This window comes from Chitinophaga sp. (assembly GCF_019236475.1).
Lineage (GTDB): Bacteria > Bacteroidota > Bacteroidia > Chitinophagales > Chitinophagaceae > Chitinophaga.
In genome coordinates this window covers 532,842-551,381 of record NZ_JAFAIX010000012.1, presented here as the reverse complement: position 1 = coordinate 551,381, position 18,540 = coordinate 532,842, and the positions used below count along the sequence as shown (strand labels likewise).

At 43.4% G+C, this 18,540-nt stretch carries 13 protein-coding genes; 4 read left to right on the top strand and 9 right to left on the bottom strand.

From position 1 onward, the window contains the following. Positions 1-54: 54 nt before the first annotated feature. From JO154_RS18450 to JO154_RS18435, 4 genes are all read right to left on the bottom strand, one after another. The gene (locus JO154_RS18450) at positions 55-828 is read right to left on the bottom strand and encodes a hypothetical protein (RefSeq protein WP_291948237.1); all 774 of its coding nucleotides are present in this window, start codon (positions 826-828) and stop codon (positions 55-57) included. A gap of 33 nt (positions 829-861) precedes the next feature. Continuing rightward, positions 862-1,581, bottom strand: coding sequence for a hypothetical protein (locus JO154_RS18445; RefSeq protein ID WP_291948235.1), 720 nt, complete (start codon positions 1,579-1,581; stop codon positions 862-864). 60 nt (positions 1,582-1,641) lie between these two features. Further along, positions 1,642-2,673 carry a GTPase ObgE gene (obgE, locus tag JO154_RS18440; protein ID WP_291948233.1) on the bottom strand — a complete coding sequence of 344 codons (1,032 nt, stop codon included), beginning with the start codon at positions 2,671-2,673 and terminating at the stop codon, positions 1,642-1,644. Between the two features lie 163 nt (positions 2,674-2,836). After that, positions 2,837-3,424, bottom strand: a complete 588-nt coding sequence (locus JO154_RS18435; RefSeq protein WP_291948230.1) for an adenylate kinase — start codon at positions 3,422-3,424, stop codon at positions 2,837-2,839. Positions 3,425-3,699: 275 nt separating this feature from the next. Here JO154_RS18435 and JO154_RS18430 point away from each other — a divergent pair, with 275 nt between their 5' ends. Then, a complete protein-coding gene (locus JO154_RS18430) occupies positions 3,700-6,681 on the top strand; it encodes a glycoside hydrolase family 3 N-terminal domain-containing protein (RefSeq protein WP_291948229.1) in 2,982 nt (993 codons plus the stop codon). Between the two features lie 142 nt (positions 6,682-6,823). On the opposite strand, the gene JO154_RS18425 is transcribed toward JO154_RS18430, so the two are convergent. Beyond that, positions 6,824-7,264, bottom strand: coding sequence for a hypothetical protein (locus tag JO154_RS18425; protein WP_291948226.1), 441 nt, complete (start codon positions 7,262-7,264; stop codon positions 6,824-6,826). Positions 7,265-7,443: 179 nt separating this feature from the next. Between JO154_RS18425 and JO154_RS18420 the strand changes: the two genes are divergently transcribed. Both JO154_RS18420 and JO154_RS18415 read left to right on the top strand, forming a co-directional pair. Beyond that, positions 7,444-8,487, top strand: coding sequence for a COX15/CtaA family protein (locus JO154_RS18420; RefSeq protein WP_291948224.1), 1,044 nt, complete (start codon positions 7,444-7,446; stop codon positions 8,485-8,487). A gap of 61 nt (positions 8,488-8,548) precedes the next feature. Then, positions 8,549-10,777 carry a patatin-like phospholipase family protein gene (locus JO154_RS18415; RefSeq protein WP_291948222.1) on the top strand — a complete coding sequence of 743 codons (2,229 nt, stop codon included), beginning with the start codon at positions 8,549-8,551 and terminating at the stop codon, positions 10,775-10,777. Here the strand turns inward: JO154_RS18415 and JO154_RS18410 are convergent, their stop codons facing one another. Beyond that, a complete protein-coding gene (locus tag JO154_RS18410) occupies positions 10,778-11,770 on the bottom strand; it encodes an alpha/beta hydrolase (RefSeq protein ID WP_291948220.1) in 993 nt (330 codons plus the stop codon). It lies immediately after the preceding gene. Positions 11,771-12,005: 235 nt separating this feature from the next. Between JO154_RS18410 and typA the strand changes: the two genes are divergently transcribed. Next, complete coding sequence (gene typA, locus JO154_RS18405) at positions 12,006-13,814, top strand: translational GTPase TypA (protein WP_291948218.1); 1,809 nt, start codon at positions 12,006-12,008, stop codon at positions 13,812-13,814. Between the two features lie 880 nt (positions 13,815-14,694). Here the strand turns inward: typA and recA are convergent. From recA to rpoN, 3 genes are all read right to left on the bottom strand, one after another. After that, entirely contained in the window at positions 14,695-15,708 is a 1,014-nt protein-coding gene (gene recA / locus JO154_RS18400; protein ID WP_291948216.1) for a recombinase RecA, read from the bottom strand. Between the two features lie 596 nt (positions 15,709-16,304). Continuing rightward, positions 16,305-17,003 (bottom strand): hypothetical protein, encoded by a 699-nt coding sequence (locus JO154_RS18395; RefSeq protein ID WP_291948214.1) that lies wholly within the window; start codon positions 17,001-17,003, stop codon positions 16,305-16,307. Between the two features lie 4 nt (positions 17,004-17,007). Next, positions 17,008-18,492: an RNA polymerase factor sigma-54 gene (gene rpoN / locus JO154_RS18390; RefSeq protein WP_291948212.1), complete on the bottom strand. Its 1,485-nt coding sequence runs from the start codon at positions 18,490-18,492 to the stop codon at positions 17,008-17,010. Between the last annotated feature and the right edge of the window lie 48 nt (positions 18,493-18,540).

The following is an 18,540-nucleotide window of genomic DNA, read 5'->3' as shown; positions in this document are numbered from 1 at the left end:
TATACAGTATTAATCCTACCGCAATAATGGATAATATTTTCTTTGTCGTCTTCACTATGGGCCAGGAACAAATCTGAGACTATCGCATACAATAGCAGAGAGATAAGACTCATCGCTGCCTTCAGATTTTTCCATTTCAATGTTGAATAGAGATGACTTATGGGACCAGCCGCTATTGGTTTTCCAGTTTACGGTCACCAGTTTCGGTTGTTGCGGATTATTGGACCAGCTACCAGTTACTTCAATGGCTTGTTGTGCGAGGGTACTATCATTTACTTTCGGATAGTAAGTCATTTTTACAGTACCATCTTCTTCAAAGCTAATAGAACCGGCGTTTTCATAAGCGCTGAAGTAGCCAAGGAACGGATATTGTGAATTCGCACCCATTTCATAGGCTGCACGGGAATTGAATTTTTCCAGTTGGAATTTCTTTTCAGAAGTGGCTTTAGCGTTGTTGGGGGTCCAGGTACCGCTACCATTGCTAGCATCCGCATTGAAGGTAATGGTAAACTTGCCGTCATAAGGGTTATCACCTGGTTCGGTGAGGGTGAGTACCCAGTTGGAACCATCATGTGCAATATCTCCCTTGATATTTCTGCGTAAACCTTTATGGACATTATATCCGGCCGCCTGTTTACCATTGGAGAAATTGATCGTGATAAAAATAGGAGCGCCGCCAAAATCACCTTTGTAAGAGCCTACCAGTGCATAAGCACCAGCAGTATCTGAGGTTGATTTCTTTGTTTCTTCCGTAGTGCCATTATTGCCTGTTTTACAAGCTTGCAGGAGGAGGAAGCTAATGGCGAATATGCAGAGCATACGAGTCATAAGGATATATATTTTCAGTAAATATAAAATCTGTTATTGTTTAATGGGCACATCAATGATCAATAGTTTGTTGATGTTCTCCGAACTATGTTGCAACAAACCTGTAATTTTCAAGTAGTACCGGGAGATCACCACTTTAGTAGGAATATCCGCGATATTGGTTATTCCCATAATGCCAGCAGAAGCCTCCTTTCCAAGATGGTGATAAACGTAATCCTTTAGCTCTTCGATCGTGCTAGGAGGGAAGCTGCGTCTTTGTTCTGCGGAATATTTTTTACAGATGAAAAAGTTATCTGCTTCCGGTTTCAATGCTTCCCAATCAGAAATATAATGTTTCCAATGTTTAAGCACATGCACCTGTTTGAAGGTGAGGATAGCAGTAGTCTCATAACGCTGTGCTACGTTCAGGCGTGCATTTCCGGTGGAGGTAATTGTTAACATCTGGCCTTCCAGGGTATGTGGATGCTGGAGGGTGAGATAAATGGTATCCGGATGCAATTCGAAATCATTCATACCTGGCGTGGGTTCCAGCCAGTCGAGCGATAGGTATGAGCTACCGAAACGGATATACGTAGTGCTATCTGTTTTAGCAACAGACACTTCATTGGAAGCGACCCTGGTAGCCATGTTATCGGGTGGGGCTACCAGTTCCATAGTATCGATTTGTACCGGCCTGTTCTTCTTGGAAACGGCGGGCGAATGGCAGGCATAGAATGCTGGCAATAGGGCTGCCATCAGGAAGTAAGTTCTCATGATACGGGGGAATATAAAACTTTACAGGATTAGTTTTATGATCCTCGTTGTCTGCAACAGTTATTCGGCATCGGTCTGGTTAGGACTTTCCATTTTGTTGGCATCCGACAGGGCACTCCAGAGAATGTCTTTCAGTTCAGTCAGGCCCTGGTTCGTAACGGAGGAAATGAAAACATGCGGTACTTCTTCCGGTAATTCGGCAGAGATAGCATCTTTCAGTTCATCGTCCAGCATATCGCTTTTGCTGATGGCCAGGAGGAACTGTTTGTCGAGCAATTCAGGATTATATTGTTCCAGTTCACTGACGAGCACCTCGAATTCTTTGCGGTGATCGGCACTGTCTGCAGGAATGAGGAATAGTAGTACAGAGTTTCTTTCGATATGGCGTAAGAAGCGGTGGCCGAGGCCTTTCCCTTCGTGTGCGCCTTCGATGATACCTGGCAGGTCGGCGATACAGAATGATTTGTTATCGCGATAGTCCACCATGCCCAGTTGTGGTGTAAGGGTAGTAAACGCGTAGTCTGCCACTTTAGGTTTTGCAGCAGTAATGGCTGAAAGGAGGGTAGATTTTCCAGCATTCGGGAATCCTACGAGTCCTACGTCCGCCAGTACTTTCAGTTCTACGACTTTCCAGCCTTCGATACCTTGCATACCTGGTTGGGCATATTCAGGGGTTTGGTTGGTAGCGGATTTAAAGTAAGCATTTCCTTTACCACCCTGACCTCCAGGGAGCCAGATTAATTCCTGGCCATCGTGGAGGATTTCGGCTTCTACTTCGCCGGTTTCTTCATCGCGGGCCACAGTTCCCAGCGGTACTTCGATGATGATATCCTCTCCGAAACGTCCGGTACAGTTATCGCCGCTACCATTTTCTCCATTTTCGGCTATCAGCATTTTGTGCCAGCGAAGGTGGAGTAAGGTCCATAGCTGCTGGTTTCCGCGGAGGATGATATGACCTCCTCGGCCACCATCACCACCGTCGGGACCTGCTTGCGCATTGAATTTGGTACGCATGAAGTGCATGCTACCGGCGCCGCCTTTACCTGACTTACAAAATACACGGATATAATCTACGAAGTTCGCTTTTTCCACTTTTGACCTTGATTTTAAAAGGCAGTATCCCTTGATACCGCCACAAAATAAAACGCAAAGATCGTGAAGTTTACGTAAATAGCACATTTCTAGGTGCTAAATGCCGCATACCAACAATCTTTGCGTTGTATATAAGTTGTTGAAAGCCTTTACCCGTGCGGGTCTATACCTTCTCCCCCAGCAGTTCGTCGATTTCTTTTGACAATAAATCGAAGATCTCTTCAACGGTACCGTCGCCTTTGATCTTCTTAAACTTGCCAAATTTAGCGTAATGGTCTGCTACAGGGGCAGTTTTATTATGATATTCTACAATGCGAGCTTTCACTACATCTTCTGAAGCATCGTCGCTACGACCGGAAGTAAGACCACGGTTGAGCAGACGTTTAATTAACTCTTCTTCCGGTACTTCCAGGGAAAGCACTACGGAGATCGCTGTTTTCTTCAGGGACAGCAATTTGTCCAGCGCTTCTGCCTGAGCTGTAGTACGAGGAAAGCCATCAAAGATAAATCCGCGGGCTTCGGGATTGGCATCCAGCTTAGAACTGATCATACCAATTACTACTTCATCAGGTACCAGTAAACCCTGGTCCATGAACTTCTGCGCTTCCAGACCTAAAGGAGTCTTGTTACCAATCTCATAACGAAGTAAATCGCCAGTAGACAGGTGAAGCAGCCCGTATTTTTCAATAATCTTAGCACTTTGTGTACCCTTGCCGCTACCGGGAGGGCCAAATAAAATGAGATTGACCATGTTTAAATTAATCTTACTTACTAAACTCGCAAGAGTGCAAATATAACAAACAATTGAATGTATTGGTAATTAAAAATACAATTGATTAAAAAATTTAAAAATTTTTCAAAGAATACTAAACACATTTCAATTTCGCAGTGAAATCTATAAAATATCTTCAATGGTATATCTTAAATTTAATAAGAAACTTCCTATTCGACAAAATCATATAATTATTATTAATAATTAGTTGATTGCCACTGGATTTAGTTCTCCAGAATTTGTAAGTTTATGACATGATGAAACAATTACTGGTTGCTGGACTAACAGGCCTGGTGTTGACTGCGAGCGCGGTGCCTGTACCGCTCTCCGCACCCACGAAAAAGAAAAACAAAAAGAAAACGGAACATGCCATTCAAATACAGGACCCTGCCTCCGCATGGGCAGATAGCGTTTTTAATTCGCTTACACCTGATGAAAGAATCGCACAGTTGATCGTGATCCGCGCCCACTCCAATCTGGGCCAAGACCATGTCAACGCCGTAGTGAAAGACATACAGGAAAATAAAGTAGGTGGCGTCATCTTCTTTCAGGGTGGACCCATCCGAGAAGCCAACCTTACTAACTATTATCAATCTATTTCCAAAGTGCCACTGCTCGTATCCATTGATGGAGAATGGGGCCTTGGCATGCGACTAGACAGCGTGATCTCTCTGCCTAGAAATATGATGCTCGGTGCTACCAGAGATACCGCACTGGCTTATGCATATGGAAAAGTCCTGGCAGAACAGTGCAGACGCATCGGCATACATGTCGACTATGCGCCCGATATGGATGTGAATAATAACCCGAATAACCCGGTTATCAATGATCGCTCCTACGGAGAAGATAAATACCAGGTTGCCCGTCTGGGAGTAGCCACCATAAAGGGTATGCAGGACAACGGAATCATGGCCAACGCGAAACATTTCCCTGGGCATGGAGATACCAATGTGGATTCTCACTTGGACTTGCCTACCATCAACAAAACACGGCAACAGTTGGATTCGCTAGAGCTGTATCCTTTCCGCGCCGCTATTGCAGCCGGTGTGCAGTCTATCATGATCGGTCATCTCTACATTCCTGCCATCGATAATAAACCTAATACGCCTACTTCTATTTCCCACAAAGCAGTCACTAAACTGCTGCGAGAAGAACTGGGCTTCAAAGGATTAACGATCACGGATGCACTGGAAATGAAAGGCATCGCGAAATTTTATACCAATGGCCAGGAATCGCTGCAGTCGCTCCTCGCGGGCAACGACCTGATGATCCTTCCTTCCACTGCAAAAGGTAGCATAGACGCTATTCGCAAAGGCATTAAAAAAGGACTGATTACGCAAAGCGAAGTGGACGAACGCGTGAAACGTGTACTCCGCGCTAAATACGCACTGGGCCTGAATAAACCACAGGTAATTGATACCCGTAATATCACGGAAGACATTAACGCTTCTACTGATTCTCTGCGTAGAAAAATTGCTGAAAAAGCCATCACATTATTGAGCAATGATGATAAGTTGATTCCATTCTCTCCAGCCGTAACGCAACAAAAAATTGCGGTAGTAGCAGTAGGAGCGGATTCCAACAATGCTTTCATTGATGCAGTAAAAGCGGCGAAACCAGGTACAGATGCATTTATTTTCACTGGTCGTCAGAGCGTGGAGCAGATTGCACCTATTGTTTCTAGGATTCACAGAGATTATAAAGCGGTAATTATCAGTGTGCATAACTATAGTCGTCGTCCGGCAAATAATTTCGGATTGTCGCTTGCACAACGCCTGATTATCCGCCAATTGCAACAGGAGTTACCATCTGCTACCGTGGTATTTGGTAATCCATATGCGATTCAATATTTCTGCGAAGCACCACATATTCTCGCTGCATATGAAGACGACAGCACTACGCAGAAAGTGGCTGCTGATATCCTTTTCGGCAAATTAGCGCCAGAAGGTAAGCTGCCTGTAACGGTGTGTCCGTCTTATCCATCAGGGTCAGGTGTCACTTATAAATTAAATCAGTACACTACATTGCCAATGGCTACTCCTGAATCAGAAGGCCTGAATGCACAGACCCTCCTGAAAATAGATGCTTATGCCAATGAAATGATTGGGCATGGTGCAGCGCCTGGCTGTGAAGTACTGGCAGTAAAAAATGGAAAAGTAATTTTCAACAGAGTATACGGCCATTACGAATATAACCGTCGTGAACCGGTGATGCCTAAATCTATCTATGATCTGGCCTCTGTTACGAAAGTTTGTGCTACTACGATTTCCATCATGAAACTCTATGATGAAGGCCGATTACAGTTGGACGAAACCTTAGGTACATATTTACCTTTTACACAAGGTTCAGATAAAGCAAAGCTGAAAGTGCGGGATATCCTCTTGCATCAAGCAGGATTGGTACCTTATATTCCGTTCTACAAAGAACTCGTGAATGCTGCCGGAGTGCCGGACAGCACTATCTTTCACAACGTTCCTAGTACAGGTTTCAATACACGTGTTGCGGAAGGGCTTTACTTGATGGACACCTACAAGGATACCCTCTGGAGAAAAATCCTCGATAGTAAACTGACGCCTGCACAGGGCTATGTTTACAGCGATTTGGATTTCCTTTTCCTGGGACGCATTGTAGAGCAACTGTCTGGCAAACCATTGAATGAATATGTACAGGAAACTTTCTATACGCCGTTAGGACTGGAAACTACGGGCTTTCTGCCAAGAGATCGTTTCCCGCTGTCGCAGATTGTGCCTACAGAAAATGAATTTACCTATAGAAGACAACTACTTCGTGGTGATGTGCACGACCCTACCGCTGCTATGTTTGGCGGTGTAGCCGGCCATGCAGGACTATTTTCTGATGCGCATGATTTAGGTGTGATTTTTCAAATGCTCCTGAATAAAGGAACCTTCAACGGTAAGCAATATTTCAAACCAGAAACGGTAGACTTATTCACTGGTTATGCTAGTAATATTAGTCGCCGTGGACTTGGATTTGATAAAACAGAAAAGAATAATGCTAGTCGTACGGATCCTTATCCTTCACGTTATGCAACGGGTGCGGTGTTCGGCCATACAGGATTTACAGGTACTTGCGTTTGGGCAGATCCTTCAACAGGAATGGCTTTCATTTTCCTCAGCAACCGCGTATATCCTAACGGTGGCGCCAATACGAAATTATCAGTATTGAATACCCGTGGTAAAATGATGGATGTTTTTTATGAAGCCATGTTGAAATAAGTAGCTTGTTATATATATGTTATAGGGAGATGGCCACTTCGGCCATCTTCTTTTTTTACACCAGCATCGAGGTATAAATAATTAAAACGGGCTGCCCAAAACTAGTTGGTCAGCCCGTTTACTTTTTTCTGTAAAGCCATTACTACTCTACAGATACATTTCTGTTAACAACGGTGGATGTGTGGATTCCCACAGTTTTCTCCATTACTTTGTTTTTACCACTTCTGATCTCGAAGGAGTAGTCGCCGTCCTCCAGGGATTCCAGGTTATAGCTGCCTACATATCTAGCAGTTGCAGGTAATATTTCCCTGTGAAGGGTATAATTGTTTTTGTCTTTGATGTACAGTGTCAGCTTCTCATTTTCAGGATTGTTGATAGACAATCTGAAGAGCAGCGTGCTTTTGTTTTGTTGTGCCAGATCCATATTTACGGTTGCTTTAGGAGAACCGTTTTCTGGTGCAGCGTTAGCAATGCTTACTTTGTTGAAAGCGAAGGTGTTATCTTGAGCCATCGCGGTAATAGTGCTAAACAAAATAGCCACTGTTAAGATCAATCTCACTTTCGGAGCTAAAACAAGTTTCATGACATTAATTTTTTAATGTTTTGTACTTAAATAGGGCAGGTATTAGCTAATACAATGGTGCCGTTTAACTTTTCGACGCAAAGATCTGATGCCAGCGTTAAGCCAATATTAACCGGCTGTTAAAATAATGTGAGAAATTTGAAGCGATTGACGAATTCTGTCCTAATTTCGCATCGTTTATGGAAACAGTTCAATTGAAGAATAATCGCCCTGTGGCCATATGGTTATATATTGGCGTGGGCATGCTGATTATACAGGTACTCTTGGGAGGAATTACCCGACTGACAGGTTCAGGATTGTCTATTACGGAATGGCAGCCATTGTTGGGCGCATTTCCGCCAATGAATGAGGAGGCCTGGAAACGTGCTTTTGATGGATATAAAGAAATTGCACAGTATAAACTGGTAAATAATCATTTTACCCTTTCAGATTTTAAAGCCATTTATTTCTGGGAGTGGTTCCATCGCGATTGGGCAAGGCTCATGGGAGTGGTATTTCTGATTCCTTTCATATATTTTATTGCCAAAAAGAAGATTGATCAGAGTATGATCAATCCAATGCTCATCCTGTTTGCATTAGGTGCGCTGCAAGGTGCTATTGGTTGGATCATGGTGGTGAGTGGCCTGAATAATGAAGATATCCGCGTAAACCATATCCGCCTGGCGATTCACTTTATTTCTGCACTGGTGTTGCTTTGTTATGTGTTCTGGTTCGCCCTGCGACTCAGCGTTAAACAACAACAGATATTATATGTGCCTGCTTTGCGCAAGCTCAATGGCTGGCTGCTGGGCATATTGGTGTTGCAGTTGATTTATGGCGCATTCATGGCAGGGCTGCATGCTGCCCTCAATGCCAATACATGGCCGGATATCAACGGCGCTTGGGTGCCTACAGGCATGTTCTCCAGCGGTAATGTCTTTCATGATATCTTCCATAACCCCATTACCATTCAATTTATTCACCGCGGTCTTGCATACCTGATAACTATATTAGTGGCGATCTGGTGGCTAAAATCAGCAAAAGTTCCCGCACATACTGCCCTTCATGGTATCCGTTACCTGCCTTTGGTGCTGGTATTATTGCAGGTGCTTTTGGGCGTTCTTACGCTCCTGAATAGCCAGGTTACTATTCCAATTTCCTTCGCTATACTGCATCAGGGCGTAGGTATGCTCCTGCTGCTATCCCTCGTTTGGACATATTTCCTGAGCAGAGGAAAGGCATAATCACGAATGAAATACGGATGGATGATTGCAAATCCGTATTTTTATTTGTAATTATCGTCTGATGAAGTTGAAGTTATTGCTTATAAAGACATACTATTCGTTCCCTATTCAGTTGCTGCTCCTGCACTTCAGGAAGTATCAGATATTGCTGGTTTTCTGGGTAATCCTCTTTAGTACTATTAATGGAGGATTTGCCAAAGTATTCGGCGGCGATGCCCTGTTCCTTGCGCCGGAATATTTAGGAAAAGTGAACTTTTATAGCACTGCCATCCTCGGAATGGCAACCGGCACATTTATTATGAGCTGGCATATCACCTCCTTTATCCTACATACGGGTAGGTTTAAATTCCTGGCTACCACTTCCCAGCCGTTCTTTCGGTATTGCCTGAATAATTCCATTATTCCCCTGACATTCTTGTTCTGCGTACTTTACCGCGGATGGGAATATCAACGTTACGAACAGCTCAATACCGTTCCAGAAATATTATTGCTGGGAGAAGGGTATATCAGTGGAGTGCTTTTCATCATTTTCTTCTCCTTCTTCTATTTCTTTAATGCAGATAAAAATATAGGTAGACGATTGGAGCGGAGATTTGGAAATCCCCGACAGTTCCTCCGTACCATCCTGAAACCTACCCAGGAACCGGATGAAAACGCTTTACCAGTTAACAACTATTTCTCCACCCCTTGGAAGGTCCGCCGGGCAAGGAAAGTAGATCACTATAACAAACATTACCTGGATTCCATCCTGAAACAACATCACTTCGCGGCGATGATTTCAGTAGGATGTGCCTTGATAGTCATGTTGGTGCTGGCCAGTATGATGGATCATGCTGTTTTTCGGATTCCCGCAGGTGCCAGTGTGCTGGTGTTTTTCGCTTTCTTGATCGGAGTAGCCGGTGCATTTTCCTATATGTTGCAAACTTGGTCTATTCCTATTTTGCTGGTACTCCTATTTGGTTTGAACTGGCTGGTAGAACATGACATCGTAGATAACAGAAATAAGGCCTACGGCCTGAATTATAGGGAGAAGCAAGGGCGTCCGGAGTATAGTCCCCAAGCCTTGCAGCAGTTTTTCACCAAGGAAAGAGCTGAAGGGGATAAACAACTTACCCTGGAAGTGTTGAAGAAATGGAGGGCTAAATTCCCTGCAAACCAAAATCCACCGTTGATAGTGATGAATTTCAGTGGGGGAGGGAGTCGCTCTGCTACTTGGACCCTCAACGTTTTACAGCGGCTGGACAGCCTCCTCAATGGGCAACTCATGCCGCATACCGTACTGATGACAGGTGCCTCCGGCGGCATGATGGGCGCTACTTATTTCCGAGAATTATATTATCAACAAACCCTCGGAAAACATATTCGTTTAACCGATCCCATTTATGCAGATCGTGTCTCCAAAGACTTATTAAATCCTGTATTTACTGCTATGGCGGTGAATGATTTTATTGCGCCTGTATGGAGCTTCAAAATTGGCTCCAATCATTATGCAAAGGATCGTGGTTATGCCTTTGAGATGCAGTTGAATCAAAACACGGACAATGTGTTTAATAAGAGTATTCGTGATTATCGTGTACCTGAACTGAACGCCACCATTCCTATGTTGATCTGGAATTCGACCATCAATGCAGATGGACGTCGGTTAATTATTTCTCCACTGCCTGTAAGTTACCTCTGTGCGCCACAATATAAATACCCGACTCGCCAAGTAAGGGATGTGGATGGTGTTGATTTTACCCAATATTTTGCCCGTCAGGGTGCGATGGATCTGCGTATCACCAGTGCCATCCGAATGTGTGCCACATTCCCGTATGTACTGCCCAATGCGTTCTTGCCCAGCAATCCCATTGTGGATGTAATGGATGCCGGTATCAGGGATAACTTCGGCCAGCAGACAACCTTGCGCTACTTGTATACCTTCAAGGACTGGATAAACGAAAATACATCTGGTGTAATCTACCTCCAGTTGCGCGATACGCGTAAAAATGATATTTCGCCGATTAAGAAAACCAAAGATCTTGGCGACCTGGTTTTTGAACCGCTGTTTACTATGCAACAGCACTGGTCTGCTATGCAGGACTTCGATCAAGATGATTTGGTGAACTATATGGAAGGTTATTTCCCTAATAAATTCCACCGAGTGATTTTTCAGTATGTACCACAACGAACGGATAAAGCAGCCGCCTTGTCTTGGCACCTGACCTCTAGGGAAAAATTAGATATCGCGGATGCCTTAGAAAATCCTGCCAACCAGTCGGCCTTGGACTTTGTAGTGAAACTGATGCAGTAATTACTTTTTCAAGAATTCCAGCAAGGGTTTAATAAACTGCGTATAGGCTTCAATGTGAGGAAGGTGACCAACGCCTTCCATGGCAGCCAATTGGGCGTTGGGGATGCGTCTGGCTGCATTGCGTCCTAGTTCAGGATAGTTTCCCATCGTTTTGCTGACATGTTCCGGAACACTGGCCTTACCGAGTGCTGTTCTGTCGCGCTGTCCGATGATGAGCAGTGTGGGTACACGGATTTGTTCCAACTCATAGCAGACAGGCTGTGTAAAGATCATGTCGTAGGTGAGTGCTGCGTTCCAGGCTACTTTGGGATAATCTGGGCTGGTGGTCCAACTGGCGAGGAGGGAGGCCCATTTATCATATTCCGGTGTCCATTTACCGGCATAATAGTTCTCCATCTGGTATTGTTTGATGGCGTGGTAGTCTTGTTGAAGCTCTCCTTTATACCACTGATCCACTGATTTATAGGGCACTTTCAGCTTCCAATCTTCTAATCCAATAGGGTTTTCCAGTATTAGTTTTTCCGTTACACTAGGAAACATCAGCGCGAAGCGGATGGCCAGCATGCCGCCCATAGAGTGGCCTAGTACCACCAGTTTGGATATGCCGAGGCTATCTAGTAATGTTTTTGTGTTGAGGGCTAGTTGTTGAAAGGTGAATTGGAAGTGTTCTGGTTTGGATGATTTCCCAAATCCTATTTGATCGGGGATGATGACGCGAAACCCTTTATTGCTGAGATCGGTGGCTGTTTGCTCCCAATAGGCGGCGCAGAAATTTTTTCCATGCAGGAGCATAATTGTTTTGCCATTGGGGTGGGCTGGCTGCACGTCCATATAGGCCATACGGACGGTTTGCTGCTGGACTTGCAGGCGCAGGAATTTCACTGGAAATGGGTATTCATAACTGGATAACATGGCATCTTGTGGGGGGATGCTTTGTGCGTTGGTGATGGTATATAATAATAACAGCAGGAGGGAGCAAAGATAGTTTCTCATTGGGGAATGGTTTAGTATAAAGTTATCCCTTTTCTGGAAGAATGAGTTACAATTATTTACGTGTAAACTACTGGCTATCATGCTCTTGTAAGCCAATATTCCGACATGACCAAATGATTACATTTATTTAAAGCCGGGGGATTTCATTCTCGCTAGGTTTTCGTAACTTTGCGCCTTCTTTTTGTAGCTATTAGCGTAAAATTTGTTAATGGCTGATAGCTAAAGATATAAGTATATGAATATTCGTAATATCGCTATTATTGCACACGTAGACCACGGTAAGACTACCCTGGTGGACAAAATCCTTCATCAGACTAACGTATTTCGTGAGAACCAGGAATCCGGTGAGTTGATCATGGACAGTAACGATCTCGAAAGAGAGCGTGGTATCACTATCTTCAGTAAGAATGCTTCTGTTGAATATAAGGGTACAAAGATTAATGTGATCGATACTCCGGGCCACGCCGACTTTGGTGGTGAGGTAGAGCGTGTATTGAAAATGGCTGATGGTGTAATCCTGTTGGTGGATGCCTTCGAAGGACCAATGCCACAGACTCGTTTCGTACTGCAGAAAGCATTACAACTGAATCTGAAACCAATTGTTGTTATCAACAAGGTGGATAAAGCTAACTGTCGCCCTGATGAGGTGCATGATGCGGTATTTGAATTGTTCTTCAACCTGGATGCAAATGAAGAGCAGTTAAACTTCCCAACCTTCTATGGTTCTGGTAAGAATGGCTGGTTCAACAGTTCTTTGACTCAATGTGAAGATATCACTCCACTGATGGATGGTATTCTCCAGTACGTTCCAGAACCTAAAGTAAAAGAAGGTAACCTGCAGTTGCAGATTACATCTTTGGATTACTCTTCTTTCTTGGGTCGTATTGCTGTGGGTAAAGTAACACGTGGTTCTATTCAGGAAAACCAGTGGGTGAATCTGATGCAGGCGGATGGTACTGTTAAAAAACAGAAAGTTCGTGAGCTGTACATTTTCGAAGCGCTGGGTAAGAGAAAAGTAACAGAAGTTGTTGCTGGTGATATTTGTGCGGTAGTAGGTATTGAAGGTTTCAACATTGGTGATACTCTTGCAGATGGTGAAGAACCAGAAGCACTGCCAGTTATCAGTGTAGATGAGCCTACCATGAACATGCTGTTCGGTATTAACAACTCTCCATTCTTTGGTAAAGATGGTAAGTTTGTTACTAGCCGTCACCTGCGTGATCGTCTGATTAAAGAAACTGAGAAAAACCTGGCGCTGCGTGTTGTTGATTCTGACAATGCGGATAGCTTCCTGGTGTATGGTCGTGGTATCTTGCACTTAGGTGTATTGATTGAGACTATGCGTCGTGAGGGTTATGAGTTGACTGTAGGTCAGCCACAGGTTATCGTGAAAAACATTGACGGTAAGAAATGTGAACCATATGAGATTCTGGTGGTAGACGTTCCACAGGAATCTGCAAGTAAAGTAATTGACTTGGTAACTCGTCGTAAAGGTGAGATGCTGATCATGGAAACTAAAGGTGAAATGCAACACCTGGAGTTTGAAATTCCTTCTCGTGGTCTGATTGGTCTGCGTACACAAATGCTGACTGCTACTGCTGGTGAGGCTGTAATGGCACACCGTTTCAGCGAGTACAAAGCTTGGAAAGGTGCTATCCCTGGCCGTAACAACGGTGTACTGATTGCTAAAGAAGCAGGTACTACTACTGGTTACTCTCTGGATAAACTGCAGGATCGTGGTTTCTTCTTCGTAGATCCAGGAGAAGATGTGTACAAGGGTATGATCATCGGTGAGAACAACAAACCTGGTGACCTGGTAGTAAATGCGAATGAAGGTAAGAAACTGACCAACATGCGTGCGAGCGGAAGTGATGCTGCTACCAACATTGCTCCTAAAACCCTGATGACACTGGAAGAGTGCATGGAGTACATCCAGCATGATGAGTGCATCGAGGTTACACCTAACCACATCCGTATGCGTAAAACCATCCTGGATGAGGAAGAGCGTAAGAAATATGCAAAGAGCATCAAAGCTGAAGCATAATCAGTGGATGTTTAAGATACAAACCGGTGGAGATAACATCTTCACCGGTTTTTTTATGCCCTTTCATTGAGGAGAGCGAATGGGATTTCTGGCAAAGCAACAAAGGAGGTTTGTTTGATGATTGTGTTTTGCTGTTTGTATCTCGCAAAGTTCGCAAAGGAGCAAAGGCAGATGTTGTTGATTGTGTTATGTTGTTTGAGAGCGCAAAGAATTTAGGGATCTCTACCTGGTAATTCCCGGATCAAAGCAGTTCTAATATTAAGTAGCCCCAATGGACTTTGCGATCTTAATAAACAACAAAATATAATCCTTTGTCCCTTTGCGCCCTTGCGAGAAAAATCGCTATTATCTCCTTGTTGTTCAACCCAAACTTCCTTATACCTCTTCAGGGAGAGCGACTTTCATCTCCCTATCATTCAATCTGAACAATTTTGATCCCTTTCAGGTGAAGCGATTCTTATCTCCCTAAACATTTCCCCTTTACAATGCTAACATCTAATCCAACGCCCACGCCTATACGCAAAAAAAATCCCCGCCCAGGAAAAGGCAGGGATGTGCATACTAACCCAATGCTTACTAAAACTAAAACGATCTTTTAATTTCTTTACCGATAGATAGATTGTCTGATATACCTTTTTGGGGTCATAGGATGGGGGAGGGATGGTATATCAGACAATTTGATTTCACTGTTCATTGTTCTGCTGTACAATGAGCTGTTATACGTTGTTATTGTTATACAATGCATAACGATGAAAATCTATCGAATATGTTTCTCTTTTCAACAGACAATAACATCCCATTCTGCAAATGGCAAATGCAGGTTGTTTTGTTATTGTATATTAAATGGAATGATTTCTTTGTTTTTGCTGTTCTCTGAAGATTAAGCTTCAGCGGCTTTTTGTTCGGCCAATTTAGCTTTGATTTTACCTTCGATTTCAGCAGACAGTTCAGGATTATCCAGCAGCAATTGTTTTACTGCATCACGACCCTGGCCGAGTTTGTTGTTATCATAGCTGAACCAGCTACCGCTTTTCTGAACGATACCGTATTCTACACCCATGTCAATGATTTCCCCGGTTTTGGAGATACCCTGACCGTAGATGATATCGAATTCAGCCTGACGGAATGGAGGAGCTACCTTGTTTTTCACCACTTTCACTTTCACGCGGTTACCGATTGCTTCATCACCATCTTTAATCTGGCTCATACGGCGGATATCCAGACGTACAGAAGCATAGAACTTCAGTGCGTTACCACCGGTCGTTGTTTCTGGATTACCAAACATAACACCTATCTTTTCACGTAACTGGTTAATGAATATGCAGCAGCAGTTGGTTTTGGCGATAGTCGCAGTCAGTTTACGCAGCGCCTGTGACATCAGACGAGCCTGCAGACCCATTTTGCTTTCTCCCATTTCACCTTCCAGCTCCCCTTTTGGAACCAGCGCAGCAACAGAGTCAATCACCACTACATCCACCGCACCGGAAAGAATCAGACGATCCGCAATTTCCAACGCCTGCTCACCATGGTCTGGCTGGGAAATCAACAGCGCATCTACATCTACTCCTAATCTTCTTGCATAGCTGCTGTCAAAAGCATGCTCCGCATCTATAATGGCACAAATGCCACCTTTTTTCTGTGCTTCCGCAATTGTATGTATAGCAACAGTGGTTTTACCAGAAGACTCCGGACCATAAATCTCTATAATCCTTCCTTTAGGAAATCCACTGATACCCAGTGCGATATCTAAGCCCAAAGAACCGGAAGAAATTACTTCCATTGGTGCTTCTGCTTTTTCTCCCATCATCATCACAGATCCCTTACCGAAATCTTTCTCAATCTTATCCATTGTGAGGCGGAGCGCCTTCAATTTTTCTGCATTGGCTGTAGACATATAAGTAACTTTTTTACAAATTTAAATGATAAGCAGATCATCAAATCTGGTCTGCTAAATTAAAACTTATTTTTGATTTTCCTAAAATTTTTAGCATTTTATTTTTGTTGCTAAAAAAAATAGTAAGTCGTGCTTGCTTTTAATGGGTGTGTCCCAACGACATAACAAAGATCATATATCATTACGCATTGAATGTGCGCAATGAAAAAATCCACTCAAAAAAGTTTAAAAAAGAAGAAAATGAACAGAGGATCAACAATAATTAAAAGCAATATGCAGCATGAGAATAATACCGCTTTTTTAAAAAGCGTAGTTATACGCTTGAATGAGAAGGGAAAAATCTGGATTTTTGTAATGTCAAGTTTAGTTGTTGATGTTAAACCCCTTCTGTTTGTTAGTTGTTTGTTAGCCTGCCTCGCGGCCTTACATCCAACGTTACCGACAACGTTAATAGTGAGTCGGCAAGTACAGGTTAGTCCCCAAAAAGTTTCTGCGCTATTCTAATTTCTCTACTCTATTTCCTTGTTCCTGGTTGTTGAAAAGCAAATCAGAAGCAGGGGATTAGAGTTTTTAGTACCTCCAACCCCCTGTAATTATTATTTTACCAGCATCCAGCAAGATGCCAACTGCGTTAAAATACCAATGCTAAAACCAAGGTAGATCTCTGCAGGCGTATGCGCCTTCAGCATCATTCGACAAGTGCCCACCAAGCCCGCAATAAAAAAGGTGATCACCAAAGGAACAGTTACGTTCATATGCATGCCCCACATCAAAGACAGTAAAAAACCGATCACTCCACCCCAACCAGTAGCATGCATACTGGTTTTCCAGAAACTATTCGTGACAAAAGATATCGAGATCGCTAGGAATATCCCTAGGAAAAAGGCGGTATAAAATTTAGGAGCTGCCCCTTCTTCCATAAAGGCATAAAATGCCCAGAAATAATATATAATAATAGCAACATAAGGAATGATCCTGTCGCGCTGCGTATTCAGGTAAATAGAAGAAATGAATCCCAGGGCTTTGGCCAGTAATACCGTCAGCAATGGAAAAAACAAGCTGATAAGGATTACCCTGAAATACAGCATGTCGAAAGCAAAACGTTTACTCGCTGCCTTAAATGCGGTGAAATATTCAGGAAGGGATTGCAAGACCAGAAAAGTCACCAGCGTAGGGATAAACAGCGGATGCGTAATGTAAGATACTACCAGTGCAAACACACGGGTACTCTTAGGAAATTCCGGCATCGGCTGATGGTTACTCTCAGGGTATGGTAATGCGTCTTGTTGCATCATGCGCTTATAATTCTTTTCTTAATCGGGCTACAGGAATATTCAATTGTTCCCTGTATTTGGCCACGGTTCTTCTTGCAATGTTATATCCTTTGTCTTGTAGCATCTTTGTTAAATGCTCGTCGCTCAAAGGTTTCCGTTTATTCTCAGCTTCAATCAAATCTGAAAGAATTTTCTTCACCTCTCTCGTACTTACTTCCTCACCACTGTCGGTAGACAATGACTCGGAGAAGAAAAATTTCAGTTTGAATGTACCAAATTCGGTCTGTACATATTTACTATTAGCCACGCGACTCACCGTGGAGATATCCAGCCCAGTACGATCTGCTATGTCCTTCAGAATCATAGGTTTCATCGTAGTTTCATCGCCGGTAAGGAAAAACTCCCGCTGGTAATCCATGATGGACTCCATAGTGGATAACAAAGTATGCTGCCGTTGCTTGATGGCGTCAATAAACCATTTGGCAGCATCAATTTTCTGTTTGATAAACAATACGGCTTCTTTCTGACGCTTATCTTTCTTATCTCCCCGATCATATTCTTTCAACATCTCTCTATATCCACCGGATATACGAAGATCCGGTGCATTACGGGAGTTAAGCGTCAATTCTAACTTGCCACTATTGTTCAGGATGAAAAAGTCGGGCAACACATAGCTTTCTGCCTTGTTCAAGGTGGCGTAATTGCCTCCTGGCTTAGGATTCAACCGAATAATCTGATTGATAGACTCCTTCAGCGCCTCATCAGACAAGCTAAGCGCCTTTTGTATTTTCTCGTAGTGTTTCTTGGTAAACTCGTCGAAGTAATTTTCCAGGATCTGATAAGCGGTACGTACACCCAGATCATCCTGCGATTTACGCTTTAACTGTAACAGCAAACATTCTTTCAAATCGCCGCAACATACTCCTGGCGGATCAAATTCCTGTATTTTCTTGATGAGTTCTTTGATTTCTATTTCATCGGTAGAGACATTTTGGGAGAAGGAAAGGTCATCTACGATGGCACTCACTTCCCGACGCAAATATCCGTCGTCATCAATACTACCAATGATTTGTTCTGCGATGGCATTCTGACGCTCATCCAACTCCAACATACCGAGTTGACTGAGCAAATGCTCATGGAAAGACGTTTCTACACGAACCGGGATGGTTTTATTGCTTTCATCCGGGTCTGGGTAATTATCATCTCGCAATTTATAATCCGCCACCTCATCATCTCCATCACTTACATATTCTGAGATATCGATGTTATCATATTCAGATTCACTGCCATCCGGTTCAAATTCATCTTCATCTCCTCCTTCAAACTCGTCCTGTTCATTGAATTCATCTTCATGGGCTTCTTCACCATATTCCAGGGCGGGGTTTTCTTCCAGTTCTTCCTTGATTCTTTCCTCCAGATTGACAGTAGGTACCTGCAGCAGCTTCATTAACTGAATCTGCTGTGGTGATAGCTTCTGTAATAACTTTTGTTGTTGTGTCTGTTTTAACATATCTCAGCCCAATCAGTTTTTAAGTGATTGGTAATTATATAAATTATA